This window comes from Hydrogenophaga sp. OTU3427, from assembly GCF_038440225.1.
In the GTDB taxonomy this organism is placed as follows: domain Bacteria; phylum Pseudomonadota; class Gammaproteobacteria; order Burkholderiales; family Burkholderiaceae_C; genus Hydrogenophaga.
In genome coordinates, this window is sequence record NZ_JASATI010000019.1 from 1 (window position 1) to 18,428 (window position 18,428).

At 68.7% G+C, this 18,428-nt stretch carries 22 protein-coding genes; 16 read left to right on the forward strand and 6 right to left on the reverse strand.

The features are described from left to right. Positions 1–34 precede the first annotated feature (34 nt). Positions 35–1,060: a LacI family DNA-binding transcriptional regulator gene (locus tag AAHB17_RS12585; RefSeq protein WP_342130937.1), complete on the reverse strand. Its 1,026-nt coding sequence runs from the start codon at positions 1,058–1,060 to the stop codon at positions 35–37. 204 nt (positions 1,061–1,264) lie between these two features. Here AAHB17_RS12585 and AAHB17_RS12590 point away from each other — a divergent pair, with 204 nt between their 5' ends. From AAHB17_RS12590 to AAHB17_RS12610, 5 genes are all read left to right on the forward strand, one after another. After that, the gene (locus tag AAHB17_RS12590; protein WP_446719597.1) at positions 1,265–1,753 is read left to right on the forward strand and encodes a gluconokinase; all 489 of its coding nucleotides are present in this window, start codon (positions 1,265–1,267) and stop codon (positions 1,751–1,753) included. Continuing rightward, on the forward strand, positions 1,750–2,265 hold the full coding sequence (locus AAHB17_RS12595) for a TRAP transporter small permease subunit (protein ID WP_342130939.1): 516 nt from the start codon (positions 1,750–1,752) through the stop codon (positions 2,263–2,265). Before AAHB17_RS12590 ends, AAHB17_RS12595 begins: the two co-directional genes overlap by 4 nt. 2 nt (positions 2,266–2,267) lie before the next feature. After that, a complete protein-coding gene (locus AAHB17_RS12600) occupies positions 2,268–3,560 on the forward strand; it encodes a TRAP transporter large permease (RefSeq protein ID WP_342130940.1) in 1,293 nt (430 codons plus the stop codon). A 43-nt stretch (positions 3,561–3,603) separates the two neighbouring features. After that, complete coding sequence (locus AAHB17_RS12605; protein WP_342130941.1) at positions 3,604–4,617, forward strand: TRAP transporter substrate-binding protein; 1,014 nt, start codon at positions 3,604–3,606, stop codon at positions 4,615–4,617. A gap of 112 nt (positions 4,618–4,729) precedes the next feature. Continuing rightward, positions 4,730–5,377, forward strand: a complete 648-nt coding sequence (locus AAHB17_RS12610) for a Crp/Fnr family transcriptional regulator (protein WP_342130942.1) — start codon at positions 4,730–4,732, stop codon at positions 5,375–5,377. Positions 5,378–5,390: 13 nt separating this feature from the next. Here the strand turns inward: AAHB17_RS12610 and cynS are convergent, their stop codons facing one another. The 3 genes from cynS to pedF all read right to left on the reverse strand — a co-directional run bounded on the left by cynS (position 5,391) and on the right by pedF (position 7,287). Then, complete coding sequence (gene cynS, locus AAHB17_RS12615; RefSeq protein ID WP_342130943.1) at positions 5,391–5,834, reverse strand: cyanase; 444 nt, start codon at positions 5,832–5,834, stop codon at positions 5,391–5,393. Positions 5,835–5,929: 95 nt separating this feature from the next. Then, positions 5,930–6,799: a substrate-binding periplasmic protein gene (locus AAHB17_RS12620; RefSeq protein WP_342130944.1), complete on the reverse strand. Its 870-nt coding sequence runs from the start codon at positions 6,797–6,799 to the stop codon at positions 5,930–5,932. Continuing rightward, positions 6,796–7,287: a cytochrome c-550 PedF gene (pedF, locus tag AAHB17_RS12625; RefSeq protein WP_342130945.1), complete on the reverse strand. Its 492-nt coding sequence runs from the start codon at positions 7,285–7,287 to the stop codon at positions 6,796–6,798. Before pedF ends, AAHB17_RS12620 begins: the two co-directional genes overlap by 4 nt. 396 nt (positions 7,288–7,683) lie before the next feature. Here pedF and AAHB17_RS12630 point away from each other — a divergent pair, with 396 nt between their 5' ends. Next, entirely contained in the window at positions 7,684–9,744 is a 2,061-nt protein-coding gene (locus AAHB17_RS12630) for a sigma-54-dependent Fis family transcriptional regulator (protein WP_342130947.1), read from the forward strand. A 105-nt stretch (positions 9,745–9,849) separates the two neighbouring features. Here the strand turns inward: AAHB17_RS12630 and AAHB17_RS12635 are convergent, their stop codons facing one another. Then, a complete protein-coding gene (locus tag AAHB17_RS12635; RefSeq protein WP_342130948.1) occupies positions 9,850–10,845 on the reverse strand; it encodes an MBL fold metallo-hydrolase in 996 nt (331 codons plus the stop codon). Continuing rightward, entirely contained in the window at positions 10,842–11,795 is a 954-nt protein-coding gene (locus tag AAHB17_RS12640) for an alpha/beta fold hydrolase (protein WP_342130949.1), read from the reverse strand. The genes AAHB17_RS12635 and AAHB17_RS12640 overlap by 4 nt, the downstream gene beginning before the upstream one ends. A 200-nt stretch (positions 11,796–11,995) precedes the next feature. Here AAHB17_RS12640 and pqqA point away from each other — a divergent pair, with 200 nt between their 5' ends. From pqqA to AAHB17_RS12690, 10 genes are all read left to right on the forward strand, one after another. After that, a complete protein-coding gene (gene pqqA, locus AAHB17_RS12645) occupies positions 11,996–12,070 on the forward strand; it encodes a pyrroloquinoline quinone precursor peptide PqqA (RefSeq protein WP_086121059.1) in 75 nt (24 codons plus the stop codon). Positions 12,071–12,142: 72 nt separating this feature from the next. Then, positions 12,143–13,057 (forward strand): pyrroloquinoline quinone biosynthesis protein PqqB, encoded by a 915-nt coding sequence (pqqB, locus tag AAHB17_RS12650; protein WP_342130950.1) that lies wholly within the window; start codon positions 12,143–12,145, stop codon positions 13,055–13,057. A gap of 11 nt (positions 13,058–13,068) precedes the next feature. Further along, complete coding sequence (gene pqqC / locus AAHB17_RS12655; RefSeq protein ID WP_342130951.1) at positions 13,069–13,800, forward strand: pyrroloquinoline-quinone synthase PqqC; 732 nt, start codon at positions 13,069–13,071, stop codon at positions 13,798–13,800. After that, a complete protein-coding gene (pqqD, locus tag AAHB17_RS12660) occupies positions 13,797–14,066 on the forward strand; it encodes a pyrroloquinoline quinone biosynthesis peptide chaperone PqqD (protein ID WP_342130952.1) in 270 nt (89 codons plus the stop codon). The genes pqqC and pqqD overlap by 4 nt, the downstream gene beginning before the upstream one ends. Then, complete coding sequence (gene pqqE / locus AAHB17_RS12665; RefSeq protein WP_342130953.1) at positions 14,059–15,183, forward strand: pyrroloquinoline quinone biosynthesis protein PqqE; 1,125 nt, start codon at positions 14,059–14,061, stop codon at positions 15,181–15,183. Before pqqD ends, pqqE begins: the two co-directional genes overlap by 8 nt. Before the next feature lie 6 nt (positions 15,184–15,189). Next, entirely contained in the window at positions 15,190–15,954 is a 765-nt protein-coding gene (locus AAHB17_RS12670; RefSeq protein WP_342130954.1) for a hypothetical protein, read from the forward strand. A gap of 89 nt (positions 15,955–16,043) precedes the next feature. Further along, positions 16,044–16,655, forward strand: coding sequence for a hypothetical protein (locus AAHB17_RS12675; protein ID WP_342130955.1), 612 nt, complete (start codon positions 16,044–16,046; stop codon positions 16,653–16,655). Between the two features lie 32 nt (positions 16,656–16,687). Next, complete coding sequence (locus AAHB17_RS12680) at positions 16,688–17,212, forward strand: hypothetical protein (protein ID WP_342130956.1); 525 nt, start codon at positions 16,688–16,690, stop codon at positions 17,210–17,212. A gap of 11 nt (positions 17,213–17,223) precedes the next feature. Then, positions 17,224–17,910, forward strand: a complete 687-nt coding sequence (locus tag AAHB17_RS12685) for a hypothetical protein (protein ID WP_342130957.1) — start codon at positions 17,224–17,226, stop codon at positions 17,908–17,910. A gap of 237 nt (positions 17,911–18,147) precedes the next feature. Then, on the forward strand, positions 18,148–18,417 hold the full coding sequence (locus tag AAHB17_RS12690) for a hypothetical protein (protein ID WP_342130958.1): 270 nt from the start codon (positions 18,148–18,150) through the stop codon (positions 18,415–18,417). Positions 18,418–18,428 lie beyond the last annotated feature (11 nt).

Consider the following 18,428-nt stretch of genomic DNA (forward strand, 5'->3'; position numbering starts at 1 on the left):
ACGCCCGCGCGCGCCGGTGGGCCGGGCCACGCGCTCAGCTGCTGCCGCGCAGCCGCAGCTCGAAGCCCAGGTCCAGTGAGTTGGGTTGGGGCATCTCGCCCCGCATCAGCGCCAGCAGCATGGCGGCGCTGGCCTGGCCGATCTCCGAGCGTGGTGTGTGCACCGTGGTCAGCGGCGGCAGCATCTGATCGCTGCCCGACAGGTCGTTGAAGCCGGCCACGGCCACGCGGTCGGGCACGGCAACACCCAGGCGCAGCGCGGCCAGCAGCCCGCCCTGGGCCAGGTCGTCGTTGTTGAAGAAGACGGCGTCGCAGTCGGGTCGCGCCCGCAGCAGTTCGGTGAACAGTTCGCCGCCCAGTCGCATGCTGGAGGGTTCGGGCACCAGGCGTTCGAGCTTGGGGTCGTAGAGGCCGTGTTCGCGCAGGCAGCGGCGGTAGCCCTCGGCCCGCTGCAGGGTGCGCGGGTCCAGTTGCGCGGCCACGAAGGCGATGCGCCGGCGCCCGCGCGCCAGCAGGTGTTCGGTGATGGCGTGGCCGGCATCCTGCTGCGAGAAGCCCACACAGTAGACGTTGGGCGCCTGGGTCAGCTCCATCAGGTAGACGCAGGGCACGCCGCTGGCCGCGATCATCTGGCGCGCCGCCTCGGTGCGGTCGAAGCCGGTCAGCAGCAGACCGGCGGGCCGGTGCGCCAGGTAGGAGCGCAGCAGCTGCTCCTCTTCCTGGGGGTCGTAGTGGGTGACACCGATCAGCGTCTGGAAGCCGTGCGGATGCAGGGTGCGGTGCACCGCGTCGAGCACGTCCACGAACAGCGCGTTGGACAGCAGGGGCACCAGCACCGGCACCTGGCTGCTGCGCTGCGAGGCCAGGGCCCGGGCGGCCGGGTCGGGCACGTAGCCCAGCTGCTGGGCGGCCGCCAACACGCGGGCCACCAGATCGGGCGCCACGCTGCGTTCGCCGCGCAGCGCACGCGAGGCGGTGATGGGGCTCACGGTGGCCAACTGGGCGACATCGCTGAGGGTGACGCGGCCGCTGGAACGGCGTTTGGGTTCGGGGCGGTTCAAGGGTTTTCCCTAAATGGGTGGCGGTTCAATCCGGTTAGGATAGCGCTGTCCGATGACTTGAACAAGCTGTCGGGCGGCACATTTTCCGTCATCGGCCCAAGTATCGGCACCGGTGGCCGGCTTCCTTCGGGAAGCCCTTTTTTGAACTTTTGGGATAGCGCTGTCCAAATGAATATTTCACCGACATCGGTGTTTGTGGTGGTCATGGGCGTGGCCGGCTGCGGCAAGTCCAGCCTGGGCGCGGCCCTGGCCGGCGCGGTGGGCGTGCCCCTGATCGAAGGGGACGACCACCACAGCCCCGCCAGCCGCGACAAGATGCGCCAGGGCATTGCCCTGACCGACGCCGACCGGGCCGGCTGGCTGCAGGCCCTGGGCCGGCTGCTGCAGGCGCACGGCGAGGGTGCCGTGCTGACCTGCTCGGCCCTCAAGCGCGCCTACCGCGAGCAGCTGCGCGCCGCCTGCCCAGGTTTGCGCTTCGTGTTCCTGGACATCGACCGCGTCCATGCCGGCCAGCGTGTGGCCGCGCGCGCCGACACCCATTTCTTCTCCAGCGCACTGGTCGACAGCCAGTTCGCCACGCTCGAATCGCCGGTGGGTGAAGCCGGCGTGCTGCGCCTCGATGCGCGCTTGCCCATCGCCCAACTGCAGGACCAGGCCACCGCCTGGCTCCACACCTCGGAGGCTGCCCCATGAGTGCCCACACCTCGCCCCACGAGCCGCGTCGCGGCGCCGCCCAGCGCCTGGCCAACACCGCCATGGCCGTGTGCCTGGCGATCATGGCCACCTCGGTCTTCATCAACGTGGTCCTGCGCTATGGCTTCGGCAGCGGCGTGGCCGCGAGCGAGGAGTTGTCGCGGCTGCTGTTCGTCTGGATGGTTTTCATCGGTGCCGCCGTGTCCTACCCGGCCGGCGAACACATGGCGTTCACCAGCCTGGCCGGCCTGCTGGCGCAGCGGCCACTGGCCTTTGCCGCCATCACGGCGGTGATCCGCCTGCTGGTCATTGCCGCTTGCGCGATGCTGGCCTGGGGCGCCTGGCAGCAGGTGCTGGTGGGACTGGGCAGCCATTCGGTGGTCATGGGGTATTCGGCGGCGCTGCTGCCGCTGCCGGCCCTGTTGTGTTCGGTGGCCATCGCTGTGATGGCTGTGGTGGAACTGGTCACGCGCAAGCCGCTGGACCTGGGCCACGGCGCGGAAGTGGAGTGATGATGAGCGCTGAAGCACAGGCCTTCGTGGTCTTTTCGCTGGGCATGCTGGTGCTGATGGGCACCGGCATGAACATGGGCCTGGCCCTGGTGCTGACCGGGGCCGGCATGGCCTGGGTGCTGGACTTCTGGGACGCCCAGCTGCTGGCGCAGAACCTGGTGGCCGGCGTCGACAGCTTTCCGCTGCTGGCCGTGCCCTTCTTCATCCTGGCCGGCGAGCTGATGAACGCGGGCGGCATCAGCCGGCGCATCATCGCCATGGCCCAGGCCTGGGTGGGCCACATCCGCGGCGGCCTGGGTTACGTGGCGATCGGCGCGGCGGTGCTGATGGCCAGCATGAGTGGCTCGGCCCTGGCCGACACCGCGGCGCTGGCCACCATCCTGCTGCCCATGATGCGCCAGCAGGGCTACCCCATGAACACCTCGGCCGGTCTGATCGCCTCGGGCGGCATCATCGCGCCCATCATCCCGCCGTCCATGCCTTTCGTGATCTATGGCGTGACCACCAACACCTCGATCTCGGCGCTGTTCGTCTCGGGCATCGTGCCGGGGTTGTTGATGGGCGTGGGTCTGATCTTCGCCTGGCGCTGGGTGCTCAAGGACCTGAACCTGCCCCAGGGCGAGCCGCTGCCGCTGAAGGAGCGCTTGCGTTCCACCGCCCGTGCCTTCTGGGCCATGCTGATGCCGCTGATCATCATCGGCGGCATGAAGTCGGGCGTGTTCACGCCCACCGAAGCCGCCGTGGTGGCCGCGTTCTACGCGCTGTTCGTGGCCTTGTTCGTGCACCGCGAGATGAAGTTCAGCGCTGTGCACGGTGTGCTGGTGCGCGCCGCCAAGACCACGTCCATCGTGATGTTCCTGTGTGCCGGGGCCCAGGTGGCCAGCTACATGATCACCCTGGCCGACCTGCCCAACCTGCTGACCGGCTGGCTCGGACCCATGGTCGAGAACCCGCGGGTGCTGATGGCGGTGATGATGGTGGTGCTGGTGCTGATCGGCACCGCCCTGGACCTCACGCCCACCATCCTGATCTTCGCGCCGGTGATGCTGCCCATTGCCGTCAAGGCCGGCATCGACCCGGTCTACTTCGGCCTGATGTTCGTGCTCAACGGCGCCATCGGCCTGATCACGCCGCCCGTGGGCACGGTGCTCAACGTGGTGGCGGGTGTTGGCCGCATCTCGCTGCCCAGCGTGATCCGCGGCGTCAACCCTTTCCTCATCACCTACGTGTTCATCCTGGCGCTGCTGGTGGTGTTCCCGCAGATCGTCATCGAGCCGGTGCGCTGGATGCGCTGAGCCCGTCTTTTTTTCACCCCGACCCAACCCCAAGGAGACTCCCATGACAACCTTCCGCCGCACCGTGCTGGCCGCCGTGTCCGCCGCCGCCCTGGTGGCGTCTTTCGGCGCCATCGCCCAGGACATCAAGCCGCGCATCATCCGTTTTGGCTACGGCCTCAACGAAGTGTCCAACCAGGGCCGCGCGGTCAAGCTGTTTGCCGAGGAGGTGGAAAAGGCCTCGGGCGGCAAGATGAAGATCCGCGCCGTGGGCGCCGCCGCCCTGGGCTCGGACGTGCAGATGCAGCAGGCCCTGATCGGCGGCGCGCAGGAAATGATGGTGGGTTCCACCGCCACCCTGGTCGGCATCACCAAGGAGATGGCCATCTGGGACACGCCCTTCCTGTTCAACAACGCCAAGGAGGCCGATGTGGTGCTGGACGGTCCGGTGGGCCAGAAGGTGATGGACAAGCTGCAGGAGAAGGGCCTGGTGGGCCTGGTCTACTGGGAGAACGGCTTTCGCAACCTGACCAACAACAAGCGCGCCGTCACCAAACTGGAGGACATGGACGGCATCAAGCTGCGCGTGATGCAGAACAACGTCTTCCTCGACAGCTTCAAGACCCTGGGCGCCAACGCCGTGCCGCTGCCTTTCTCCGAGCTGTTCACCGCGCTGGAGACCAAGACGGTGGACGGCCAGGAGAACCCCTACAACACCATCCTGTCCAGCAAGTTCTACGAGGTGCAGAAATACCTCACCGTGACCAACCACGTCTACAGCCCCTGGATCGTGACGGTGAGCAAGAAGTACTGGGACGGCCTGAGCAAGGCCGAGCAGAAGGTGCTGATGGACGCCGCAGCCAAGAGCCGCGACTTCGAACGCAAGGACACCCGCGACGAGGCCGCCAAGGCCCTGGCCGATCTCAAGGGCAAGGGCATGGTGGTGAACGAGCTGTCGGCCGCCGAGGCCAACCGCATGCGCGAGAAGCTGGGCGCGGTCAACGCCAGCATCGCCGCCAACGTGGGTGAGGCCTTGTGGAAGGACGTGCAGGGCGCCGTCGCTCAGGCACGCAAGTAAGCGGTTCCTTTCCGAACACGCCGGCCCCCTGGGGCCGGTTTTTTTTTTGATGGATGGGCGGTCTAGGTTCTATCATCAGCCCACCTCCATCCCTCACCACCCCCCCACACACATGCCCTTCAGCCCGACCGAACTGCTGGGCTGGGCCGCCGCCAGCCTGGTGCTGCTGAGTTTTTCGCTCAAGACCATGGTGGCCCTGCGCGTGGCGGCCATCGCCAGCAACGTGGCCTTTTTCAGCTATGGCCTGGCGGCCGGCCTGGTGCCGGTGATGGTGTTGCATGGTCTGCTGCTGCCGCTCAACCTCTGGCGCCTGCACCAGATGCGCGACCTGCTCGGGCAGGTCAGGCGCGTGGCGGGTGGCCGCTTTTCGCTCGACATGCTGCTGCCCTACATGTCGGTCAGCCAGTACCCGGCGGGCCACCACATCTTCCAGGAAGGCGACCCGGTCGAGCACATCTATCTGATCCTGGAGGGGCGGGTGCTCATCGAACGGGTCCACATCGAGCTGGGCAAGGGCGAGCTGCTGGGCGAAATGGGCGTGTTCACCCGCAGCCACCAGCGCACGGCCGGCGCCACCTGCCTCACCGATGTGCGCATCGGCAGCCTGACGGCCGAGAAGTTCTGGCAGGTCTTCTACCAGGACCCGTCATTTGGTACCTATGTGATGCAGACCATCGTGGAGCGCAACGCGCGCCAGCGCGGGCCGCAGGTGCCGCCTCCCACCCAGCCGGTCGCGCTGGAGCCGGTCGAGGTCCGCTGACCCGCCGCGCGGGTCAGTAGGTCTTGTAGGGCAGGAACTTGCCCGACAGCACCACGTTCACGCGGTCGCCCTTGGGGTCGGGCTGGCGCTGGATGTCCATGCTGAAGTCGATCGCGCTCATGATGCCGTCACCGAATTCCTCGTGGATCAGCTCCTTGATGGTGCTGCCGTAGACATTGACGATTTCGTACCAGCGGTAGATCAGCGGATCGGTGGGCACGGGCGTGGGCAGCGAGCCCTTGTAGGGCACGACCTGCAGCCATTTCTGCTCGTCGGCGGTGAGGCCGAAGATCTTGCCCAGCACCTTGGCCTGGGCCGGCGACGCGGTCATCTGGCCCAGGCACAGGGCGGTTGTCCACTCCTTGCTTTCACCCACTTTCCTGGCGACGTCCTCCCATCTGATGCCTTTGCTCACCTTGACGGTGATGATCTTCTCGGTGACGTCGTTGCGGTTCATGGCGGGCTCCGGTGGGGTTGGCTGTGCTGGCGCCAAGTCAAGCAAGCCATGTGCCACACCGCTGCCCGCCTGGGCGTCGGAACGTCAACACGTTCTCAAGGCGCGGTGAGTGTCATGCCCTGCTGCCTGAACAGTGCCAGCAGACGGCCGCTGGCGCGCAGCTCTGTCATCGCCTTCTCCAGCGCCTGGCCCAGCTCCTTGTGCTCCGACTTGATGGCCATGCCCAGCGGCCAGCCGTTGTCGGGCACGCCGGGCAGCGGCAGGGCCGACAGGGCCACCGGCGTCTTGCTGCCGCTGCTGGCGATGGCCGCTTCCGCCTGCGAGCGCAGCACGTAGGCCGCCGCCGCCTTGCCATCGAGCACCGCCGTGGCCGCTTCGATACCGCTGTTGAACAGCACCACGTCCTTGCGCAGCAGGCCACCGCCGTGGCCCATCAAGGCGCTGGCGGTGCCGGTGCCGCGCTCCACAGCGAGCTTGTGGCCCTGCAGGTCCTGGGGACCGCTCACCTGCGGCAGCGTGGCAGTGTGGTGCATCAGCACCTGCACCTGGCGCATGTAGGGCGCCAGGATCAGCACCTGCCGGTTCTTCTGCATCAGGTACTTGTCCACCGGCACGTGCAGCATCAGGTCGGCCGGGCCATAGCCCAGGTAATGGCCGCGCCAGACCATGTTGCGCAGGTCGTCGTTCATGTTCTCGCCGGCGTCGAAGGGCAGCAGCGTCAGCTTGAGCTGCAGCTGCTCGGCCAAGGCGGTGGCCAGGGCCACGTCCAGCCCGTCCATGTCCGCGCCCTTGCCGTTGGAGAAGGGTGCGTTGTCCTTGTAGACCGCCACCTTGAGCACGCCGCTGGCACGGATCTTGGCGAGGTCGCTCAGCTCGGTCTGGGCCTGCGCCGCCGGCCAGGCCAGCGCCGAGGCGGCCAGCGCGACGAAGGCGCGGCGCGGCAGCAGGGGGTGCGCGGTGCTCACGGCTCCCTCCGCGTCTCGAGGTAGGTGCGGATGGCCCAGACCGCTTCCTGCGTCAGCGTGCCTTCGAAGGGCGGCATGTAGACGCGGCCGTCGCGCACGCGTCCACGCCGCACGGTGGCGGCATAGAACTCGTCCATCTCGGCGAAACAGGCCTGCTTCTTGGTGGCGTCGGCCAGGCCGGTGCAGTCGCTGTCGAGCTTGCGCAGGTCGGGCGAGATGCCGCCGGAGATGGCTTCCAGGCCATGGCAGCGGGCGCAGTTCTGGTTGTAGGCCGAGGTGCCGATGCGCAGCGCCTCGGTGCGTGCCGCGCCTTCCTTGTAGGGATTGCTGGGCAGCCACTTCGCGCCCAACTGGGGCAGGGTGTGGGTGTCCACCGACTGTGGTGTCACGTCGCCATGGGCGAACACGGCGGCGGCCACGCCAAGGGCGGCGGCAAAGGCGATGGCAGCACGTGCGGCCGCGGGAAGGTGGGGGATGTGTCGTTTCATGGTGTCTCCTGCTGATGGGGTGGTCGGAGCCAAAAAGGCAATAAGCGTGCCATTCGCCGGCCCGACCTTGCCCGCAGGGTGTGCGCCCTCTGGCGGTCTCCAACGGGCGGCCCGGCCCTGGCCTGTGCGCTGTTCCAAAACGGATCACCGGTGTGATCCACCGCTGTTCGCTGTGTCAAGCGGGCCACGGATTTCCGCGGGTTAACCCTTGATTTCGTTGGGATTTTCCCGTGGCCGGGCTTTTGCTAGGTGGTTGAACACTGTCACAGAACAAAGGACAATTTGGTGGACACACAAGACAGAGCAACCGAGGAGACAAGTCCCGAACTGGCCCTGCCACCGATGGAGTGGGACAGCGGGACCTGGACCCTCGCAGCCGACCATGCTGGAGACCCCATGCGGGATGCCGCGTACACGCCGACCAATGACCGCCCCGCGTCCCAGGCCGAATGGGACCTGGAGGGCGAGCGCCACCGCGCGCTGATCGCCGAATCGCACCAGCGTTCGCGGGGCTACGGCATCAGCTCCGACGACCGGCCGGATTTTTCCAACAAGGGACGGGTCGCGGTCAACGAGGCGCGCGACGAGAACAAGTTCCTGTTCCAGCACGCGGCACCGGTGATGGAGACCCTGTTCGAGCAGATCGCCAACACCCACAGCATGGTGTTGCTGACCTCGGCCAAGGGCCTGGTGCTGCATTCGCTGGGCGACACCGACTTCCTGGAGAAGGCCTCGCAGGTGGCGCTGCTGCCGGGGGTGGACTGGTCGGAGCAGAGCAAGGGCACCAACGCCATTGGCACCGCGCTCAAGGAAGAGCAACCGGTGATCGTGCATGGCAACCAGCACTACATGAACGCCAACCAGTTCCTGACCTGCTCGTGCACGCCCATCTTCGACCCCTTCGGCCAGGTGATCGGCGCGCTGGACGTGACCGGCGACTACCGCAGCTTCCACCAGCACACCATGGCCCTGGTGCGCATGTCGGCGCAGATGATCGAGAACCACATGTTCGCCGACATCTTCCCCAAGGCGATCCGCATCCATTTTCACACCCGCTCGGAATTCCTGGGCACCCTGGTCGAAGGCATCGCGGTGTTCTCGCCCGAGGGCCGTTTCCTGTCGGCCAACCGCAGCGCGCAGTTCCAGCTCGGGCTGTCCTTCAACGCGCTCAAGACCCACACCTTCTCGTCGCTGTTCGGCATCCCGGTGTCGCAGCTCTACGAACTCTCCAGCAGCGGCATGCCCAAGCCGCACCTGCTTTACCTGCACAACGGCGTGTCGGTCTGGTGCCGCTTCAAGTTCAAGCAGGCCGGGCAGTGGTTCAACGGCGTGTCGACGTCGGCCCCGCAGGACAGTGCCGACGAGGCCGCGCCCGTGGTGGTGTCCGCCCCGGCGCGCGCGGCACCGGCGGCCAAGCCCCGCCTGTCCACCCTCAAGTACCTGGACACCGGCGACGCGCAGGTGGCCACCGTGATCCAGAAGCTGCGCATGGTGCAGGGGCGCGACATCCCCGTCATGATCCTGGGCGAGACCGGCACCGGCAAGGACCTGCTGGCCCAGGCCATCCACGGCGATTCGGCGCGCGCCGGGCAGCCCTTTGTGTCCGTCAACTGCGCCTCCATCCCCGAAACCCTGATCGAGTCCGAGCTGTTCGGTTACGAGGAGGGCGCCTTCACCGGCGCGCGCAAGAAGGGCGCCATCGGCAAGATCCAGCAGGCCAACGGCGGCACGCTGTTCCTCGACGAGATCGGCGACATGCCCAAGCAGTTGCAGGCGCGCCTGCTGCGCGTGCTGCAGGAGCGCCGCGTGAGCCCGCTGGGCTCGCACCGCGAGGTCGACATCGACGTCGCCGTGGTCTGCGCCACGCACCGCAACCTCAAGGAGCTGATCGCGCGCGGCGACTTCCGCGAGGACCTCTACTACCGCCTCAACGGCCTGGTGGTGCGCCTGCCCGCGCTGCGCGAGCGCACCGACTTCGACCTGGTGGTGCAGAAGATCCTGGGCACGCTGTGCGACAGGGGCCAGGTGGTCACGATCTCCGAGGACGTCATGGCCCTGTTCCGGGGCTACCACTGGCCGGGCAATTTCCGCCAGCTGCACAACCTGCTGCGCACGGCGGTGGTGATGGTGGGCTCGGGCGGTGCCATCCAGCGCATGCACCTGCCCGACGATTTCCTCTCGGAGCTGCGGCCGGTGGTGCCCACGGCCGCCGTGCGGCCCGAGCGCGTGCCCAGCGGCGTGGACCCCGAGGTCGCCTACCCCGACACGGCGCCCACCTGGGCCCAGGCGCCCCGCGAGCCCGAAGGCGGCAGCCTGCAGGACGTGGCCCTGACCGCCATGGCCCGGGTGCTGCGCGAACACAAGGGCAATGTGTCGGCCGCGGCCAAGGCCCTGGGGGTATCTCGCAACACCATCTACCGGAAAAAAGACCAGCTACCGCCTGACGTCTGGGGGTGAACCCACCCCCGTCGCTTGCCCGCTGCGCGTGGCCGCATCCCCCCTCCAGGGGGCGACACCAGCCGTCCGGCGGAGCCGGCCCGGCGGTGTCTCCCGGTGGGACACCTACCGATCGGGAGCTTCTCCCTTGTTCATCCAAAGCGGCTCCAGTTCGCGCCACGCGCGCAACACGTTGAAGCCCTGGCGCTGCGCGTAGCCGGCCCAGTGGGCGAAATCCGGAAGGGCGAGGGTCGCTGCTTCGCTGGCGTGCCGGCCGCTGTCCATGGCGGCCCAGACCGCGTCGCGCAAGGCCCGCAGGTAGCGCCGGGTGGATTCGAGTGTCGGCACGCGGCCGCCCTCGGCCGACGAGGCGGTGCCGCCGATCACCACCTGGGGCCGCAGCGCATCGATCACCGTCAGCGCACGCAGCCAGCCGCTCAGGCTGCCTTGCGCCAGTTCGGGCAGGCGGTCCCCGTACACCAGTCCACCTGCCCACAACACGCGTTGCGCGGGCCACCACAACAGCAGGTCGTCCTCGGTGTGGGCCTGGGCCACACGCAGCACCTGCAACTGTTGCCTGCCCACGGTCAGCCGCTCGCCGTGGGCCAGCGCGCGGTGGGGCCACACGACGGTGGTGCCCGCCAGGGCCTGCGCGCCGGCGGCCTCGGTGATGTGTGCCAGGCACTGGTCGCAGCGCTGGCGCATGCCCGCCTGCGTGCCCGGCGTGGCCACGATGTCGAGCTGGCCACGGTGCTGCAGGTCGGCGAAGGCGGCGTTGCCCAGCACGTTCTCGGCGTGGGCGTGGGTGTTGACCACCCAGCGCACGCGGGCGCCAAAACGGCAGGTCAGCGAGGCCCGCACGCGCTGGCCGTGGCGCAGGCTGGGGCCGGGGTCCACCACCAGCGCCTCGCCGCCATCGATGAACACGCTGGTGGTGGCCACATGGCCCTGATTGGCGGTGCTGATGTCGGCGGGCGCCGCCGGCTCCCACACCCACACGCCGGGTGCCACCGCGCGCCAGGGCACGGGGGCCTGGGTGTCGCAGGAGGGCGCGGGCGTGGCGCAGGCGGCCAGCACCAGCGCGGCCAGCGCGCCCACCAGGTGGCCCAGCCAGCGGCTCATCGCTGCACCACGGCACGCAGGGCCAGCAGCAGGGCCGGCTCGCCGCCGAGGTGCCCGGCCACGGGCCAGTGGGCGCGGGGCGGCTGTGTGCCGGCGTCCCGCGCGGCGGCCGTGCCCACGGCCAGCCAGCGCCGGCTGTTGGCGGGCGGGCACACGGCGTCACAACGGCCATGCACCCAGTCCACCGGCACACCGTGTTGCGCGAGCTGGCGCACCGCGCCGTCCAGTGCGCCAGGGCGCACGAAGCCGCGCCGCTGGAGGTAGCGCGCCTGGATGAGGAATTTGATGGCCTGGCCGTGGTCGCCGCGTGTGCGGCCGGGCCGGTGCCGGCTGGCCAGGCCGCGGCGGTGGGCGCGGCGGGTCTGGGCCCAGGCGCGGCGGGCCGCATGGTGGGCGCTGCCGGCCGGGGTGTGCCGCAGCGCCCGCCACTGTCCGTGTTGCACGGCCGCCTGCTCCAGCAGCTGCCAGGCGCGCACCTGTTGTGTTGCAACAGCGAGTGTTCCAAATTGCAGCACCTGTGACAGCCGGGCACGTTGGGCGGCGCGGTTGGCGTAACACGCCGGGGGTGGGGCGCGGCTCAGCAGGCGGTCGATCTCGCGCCGGCTCAGGGCAAACCCGCCCCTGAGCACCAGCGAGGCCACGCGCCCGGGGTGGCGCTGCGCGTAGGCCAGGGCCAGCACCGTGCCCCAGGAGCCGGCCAGCACATGCCAGCGCGCGAGGCCCAGGTGCTGGCGCAGGCGCTCCAGGTCGGCCACCAGCTGCGCCGTGTGGTTGCCACGCAGGCTCCCACGGGGCGTGGAGGCGCCAGCGCCGCGCTGGTCGGGCAGGATCACGCGCTGTGTGTTCAGGTCAAAAGGCGCCAGCAGGCCGGCGCTGCTGCCGCTGCCGGGGCCGCCGTGCAGGACCAGCCAGGGCGTGCCGCTGCCCTGGCCCACCTGCCACCAGGCCATGTGTGCGCCGCGCGCCAGCGGCAGCCGGTGCGGGGCTGGCCAGGCCTTTGAAGAGGGGGCCTGGCGGCGTGGTGGGGGTGCGGAATTGCGGGGCAGGGCCATGGCATCGATATTGCTTTGAATGCCTCGCAAGCCGAGGTGTGGAACACATGCCCAGGTGAGCAGACACATTCCGTGCCAACCATTATTGGAGACAAGTTATGCAATGGACCACCCCCGCCTTCACCGACATGCGCTTCGGTTTTGAAATCACCATGTACATCGCCAACCGCTGATCCGCGGCGTGTTCGTACCGGCGCACGGGTGTTTCACGCGTGCGCCTTTTTTTGTCCTTGTGAGGCGCACACATGCTTGTTCGGGTCCTGGGTTCGGCCGCCGGTGGCGGATTCCCGCAGTGGAACTGCAATTGCCCCAACTGTGACGGCCTGCGCCGCGGCAGCATCCGCGCCACGGCGCGCACGCAGTCGTCCATTGCCGTGTCGGCCAACGGTGTCGACTGGCTGCTGGTCAACGCCTCGCCCGATGTGCTGACCCAGTTGCGTGCCGCGCCGGCGCTGCAGCCGGCCCGCGCCATCCGCGACAGCGGCATCGCCGCCGTGCTGCTGATGGACGCCCAGATCGACCACGTCACCGGCCTGCTGATGCTGCGCGAGCGCAGCACGCCGCTGCCGCTGATGGCGACGCCCGAGGTCTTGTCCGACCTGAGCGACGGCCTGCCGCTGACCCGTGTGCTGTCGCACTACTGCGGCGTGGCGCCGTTGCCGCTGGCGCTGGACGCGCCGCAGGCGGTGCCGGGCCTGCCCGGCGTCACGGTGCTGGCCCTGCCGCTGCCGTCCAAGCCGCCGCCGTATTCGCCCTTCCGCGAACGGCCGCGCCGCGGCGACAACATCGGCTTGCTGCTGGCCAACCCGCAGACCGGCCGGCGCCTGTTCTACGCGCCTGGCCTGGGCGAGGTCAGCGACGCCGTGCTGGCGACCATGCGCGGCTGCGACGTGGTGCTGGTGGACGGCACCTTCTGGACCGAGGACGAGATGATCCGCATGGGCCTGTCGCGCAAGGCCGCGGCCGAGATGGGCCACCTGCCGCAAAGCGGTGCCGGCGGCATGATCGCGCAGCTCGACCGCCTGCCGAGCGGCGTGCGCAAGGTGCTGATCCACATCAACAACACCAACCCCATCCTGCGCGACGACGCGCCCGAACGCGCCGAGCTGACGGCGCACGGCATCGAGGTCGCCTTCGACGGCATGGAAATCGCATTCTGAGCAAGAACACCATGGACATCGCACACACCCATACCCTCGATACCGTGGCCCCGCCCTGGAGCCGCGACGAATTCGAGCAGCACCTGCGCGCCAAGGGCAAGGCCTACCACATCCACCACCCATTCAACGTGCGCATGAACAGCGGCGGCTGCACGCCGGACGAGATCCGCTGCTGGGTGGCCAACCGCTTCTACTACCAGATCTGCATCCCGCGCAAGGACGCCGCGATCCTGGCCAACATGCCCGACCGCGCCGAGCGCCGCCTGTGGGTCGAGCGCATCCTCGACCACGACGGCTACGGCGACCACCAGGGCAACGCGGCCGGTGGCATCGAGGCCTGGACGCGCCTGGGCGAGGCGGTGGGCATTGCACGCGACGACCTGTGGTCGCTGCAGGGCGTGGTGCCGGCCGTGCGTTTCGCCTGCGATGCCTACGTCAACTTCGCGGCCCGCGCGCCCTGGCAGGAGGCGGTGTGTTCCTCGCTCACCGAGATGTTCGCGCCACAGATCCACAAGGACCGCCTGGCCACCTGGCCGCTGCACTACCCGTGGATAGAGGCCTCGGGCCTGAGCTATTTCCGCAGCCGCATCCCGCTGGCCAGCCGGGATGTCGAACACGGCCTGCGCGTCACGCTGGACCACTTCAGGACCCGAGCCGACCAGGTGCGCGCGCTGGACATCCTGCAGTTCAAGCTCGACATCCTCTGGACCATGCTGGACGCCATCGAGAAGGCTTCGCAATGAATACCGCCGTGCTGCCCGAGCGCCCGCGCCTGGCGCGCCTGTTCCGCATGCAGTACGAGCCTGTGCAGACCGCCTGGGTGCTGCTTTATCCCGAGGGCATGGTCAAGCTCAACGACAGTGCCGCCGAGATCCTGCGCCGCTGCGACGGGCAGCGCAGCGTGGACGAGATCGTGGCCGAGCTGGAGACCCAGTTCGCGGTGTCGGGCCTCGGCCCCCAGGTGAGGGACTTGTTGCAGGAGGGCCAACGCCGTGGCTGGATTGCCTGACCCCCTTGTGCCGGCCGAGGTGTCGCCGCCGCTGTGGCTGCTGGCCGAGCTGACCTACCGCTGCCCGCTGCACTGCGTGTTCTGCTACAACCCCACGCAACACGCGCGCCTGCAGCAGGAGATGGACACCGCGCAGTGGGTGGACGTGATGCGCCAGGCGCGTGCCCTGGGCGCCACGCAACTGGGTTTTTCGGGCGGCGAACCGCTGTTGCGCGACGACCTGGAGGAGCTGGTGCAGGAAGCCCGCGCCATGGGCTACTACACCAACCTCATCACCTCTGGCGTGGGTTTCAACGAAACGCGCGCGCGCCGCCTCAAGGACGCCGGGCTGGACCACATCCAGCTGTCCTTCCAGGACTCCACGCGCGAGCTCAACGACTTCCTGAGCCACACCAAAACCTTCGAACTCAAGCAGAAGGTGGCGCGACTGATCAAGCAGCACGACTGGCCCATGGTCATGAACTGCGTGCTGCACCGGCACAACCTGCCCCACGTGGACAAGATCATCGAGATGGCGCAGGCCCTGGACGCCGAGTACCTGGAACTGGCCAACACCCAGTATTACGGCTGGGCCTGGGTCAACCGCGACCAGCTCATGCCCACGGCCGAGCAACTGCGCGAGGCAGAGGCCGTGGTGCAGCGCTACCGCGCTGAAGCCGACAACCGCTGCCGCATCCTGTTCGTGGTGCCCGACTACTTCGAGCAGCGGCCCAAGGCCTGCATGAACGGCTGGGGCGCGGTCTTCCTGGCCATCGCGCCCGATGGTGTGGCCCAGCCCTGCCACAACGCGCGCAACCTGCCCGGTCTGCAGCTGCCACGGGTGCAGGACACGCCGCTGGCCGACATCTGGGCCCGCAGCACCGCCTTCAACGCCTACCGCGGCGAGGCCTGGATGAAGCCGCCCTGCCGCGACTGCGACGAGCGCCACAAGGACTTTGGCGGCTGCCGCTGCCAGGCCTTTCAGATCACGGGCGACGCCGCCCAGGCCGACCCGGTGTGCGGCAAGTCGCCGCACCACGACCGTGTGGTGCAGCTGGTGCGCCAGGCGCCCAGCCGCCGCGAGCAGCCCATCGTGTTCCGCACCGACGCGGCCTCGCGCGAGCTGCACCCCCTCTGAGAACGCATGGCAACGCCCCCCAGCACCGCCGCCGGCAGCCAGGCCCACCGCCAGATGCTGGGCGCCTGGCTGGTGCGCCAGCTGCCCGGCGCGCGCGCCGCTCCGGTGGCGCTGGAGCGGGGCGGGCAGGGCCTGTTCCTGCTCTGGCTGGCCTTCATGGGGCTGCTGTGGTTCGGTGCCGTGCTGATGTGGCGCCAGGGCCTGTGGCACCGGCTGGTGGAGGCCGACCCGACCGGCCTGACCGTGGTCATCGTGCTGCTGTTCACGGGCTGTTCGCTGTGGGTGGGCCAGCGCGCCTGGCGCCTGGGGCGCGAACGCGAACAGCTCGACCGCTGCCTGGCCGACCCGGACGGCGCACCACTGCCCAGTGGCTGGAGCGGTGCATTTCTGAAAGGCTGTGCACGCCCCGGCGCCGACCGCGGCACCTGGCAGCAGGTGTTGGGCGAACAGGCGCACGGCCCGCACGAGATGGCCTGGTGGCTCAACGGCATACAGCTCAAGCTGGGCCTGCTGGGCAAGGTGATCGGTTTTTCCATCCTGGCGCTGCAGCTGGGGCAGATGGACAGCTTCGACCCCAGCCAGTCGGCCCGCCTGCTCAAGAACCTGACCGGCGGCCTGGGCATTGCGCTGCTGACCACCATGACCGGGCTGAGCGGCAACATCCTGCTGGGCCTGCAGCTCATGCGCCTGGACCGCTTCGCCGACGCGCTGGTGGCCGATGCCCTGCTGGCGGCCGAGCGGGCGCGTTGCGATGCGCCGGAGGCCCCGTGAAGTGAAAAGACCCCCACGCCCTTCGCTCCGCGTATCGCTGCCCCCCAAGGGGGCGCAACAGTGCCTTCGGGCGGCCGGGCGGCACTGACATGGCCATCGGCCGCCGCGTGCGGGACACCGAGACCGACCCGTTCTACGACATGTTGTTCAACATGCTGATCGCCTTCGTGTTCTGCTTCGTGGTGGCCATGTTGTCCTTCAACCCGCTGGCCCGCAAGGCCGGCGACATCCCGGCCAAGGCCGAGTTCATGGTCACCGTCTCCTGGCCCGACCACAACCCCAACGACGTTGACGCCTGGGTGCAGGAACCCAGTGGCAAGGTCCTGTGGTTTCGCCAGCGCGACGCCGGCATGCTGCACCTGGACCGCGACGACCGGGGCGCCAAGAACAACACCCTGATCGTCAACGGCCGCGAGATCAGCAGCCCCTACCGCCAGGAGATCGTCACCCTGCGCGGGGTGGTGCCGGGCGAATACGTGGTCAACGCCCACTACTACGACAGCGCCGACCAGCAGCCGGTGGACGTCAGCGCCACGGTGGTCAAGATCAACCCGCAGGCCGAGGTGATCTACACCGGCACGGTGCAGATCCCGCGCAAGGGCGACGAACGCACCCTGGTGCGCTTCACGCTGGACAGCAGCGGCCGCGTGACCGACCTCAACACCCGCCCCTTGACCATCGTGCAGCGCGCCGGGCTCTGAGATCGCAAACACGTTCTGAACACCACTCCGCCATGATTCCCGCCGTCACCTCCCAACTCACCCTGCTGGCCATCGTCTATGCGCTGCTGGCCTTTTTGCTGCTGTGCCTGTGCCTGGCCACGCGCTGGCACTGGGCGGTCAAGGCCGTGGGCGTGCTGCTGGTCAGCGGCTTCTACGCCTTCAGCCACCAGGCGCTGCTGGGTGTCTCGGGGTGGCCCAGCGACGACGAACTGCCGCGCCGTTTTGTGCTGCTGTCGGCGGTGTTCGACGAACCCAGCCCGGCGCGCAACCAGCCCGGTGCGATCTACGTCTGGGTCAACCCGATGAAGGACAACCAGCCGCTGGCCATGCCCAGGGTGTTCCGCCTGCCCTACGAAAAGGACCTGCACCGCCTCCTGGGCGACGGCATCAAGAAGGCGCGCGAGGGCAACACGCAGATGGGCAGCACCGAACCCCTGCGCGGTGCGGGCGGCTTCGCCTGGCTGCGCCCCGCCGGCAACGACCGCCTTCAGATCAAGCTCAGCGACCTGCCACGCGCGCAGCTGCCCGAGAAATGAGCGGGATCGCGATGATCCGGTGGACGATCGTGATCGTGCTGCTGCTGGCCCTGGCGGCCTGCCAGCGCGGCCAGCCCGAGGCCTGGTTCCCGCTGGTGGACGGCGACGAGCAGGTCTACCGAGTGGAGATCGGTGGCGACGAGCCGCAGGCCGCCGAGGAATGGACGCTGCGGGTGCACGGCCCGGTGCCTTTCCATGAACACCAGACCATGGTGCGCCACCACTCGGCCGGCGTCGGCTACCACCTGGTCAGTGACGAACAAGGCGTGCGCCGCGTGGCCATACGCACCGACATCGACGACGTGCCGCAGGCCGATCCCGAGCCCCTGTGGGTGCTCAAGGCGCCCTATGTGGTGGGCACCGAGTGGACCCAGCCCACCGTGCCTCACCTGCTGAGGCGGCGCAACGAACACCCGCGCGAACTCAAGCATTCGCACCGCACGCTGATGACCTGGCGCATCGAGGCGGTGGACGAGATCGTGAGCACCCCGGCTGGCAGCTTCAGGCCCTGCCTGCGGGTGGAAGGACGTGGCCGCCTCAACCTCTACACCGACCCCGTCAACGGCTTCACCGACGTGCCCCTGATCAGCCGCGAGTGGTATTGCCGTGGCAAGGGGCTGGTGAAGTTCGAGCGCGAGGAAAAGGTGCCGAGCGGCTTTCTGACCGGGGGCCTGCTCACGGCGGAATGGGTGCGTTAGGGCCTGTTCACACCATTCCCTTCGGGTTGCGGCCAAAAAGGCCATGCGCCGCGTTGCGAAGCCTTGCCGGGGAGATGCCCCGGCGGCGTTTCGCGCCTTGCGCATGGCCTTTTTGACTCGCAACGCATCTTGGAAAAATAGCGTGAACAGGCCCTAACCCGACCAGAACACTCGGGCCTCTGGCGCTGGCGGCGGGATGGGAGAAGAATGGTGGACCCGCCTTGTGAAAGGCCGCCCATGAAGCTGAGCCAACTCACCCTCATCAAGCGCTGGCAGGTGGCGCACCGCGGCGAACACCCGATCGAATACCACGCCTGGGACGTGGTGCTGACCTGCTGGATGATGGGCTGCGTCAGCACGCCGCTGGTGTTCCTGTTGTGGCCCTGGGCCCTGCCGGTGAGCCTGAGCCTGTTCCTCTCGCCCGGCCTCTACGTGAACTGGCGGCGGCGCCTGCACCTGCGCGGTGTCCTGCGCTGCGACTGGCTGGAGATCGTGCCGGGCGCTTGAGGGGTCCGGTG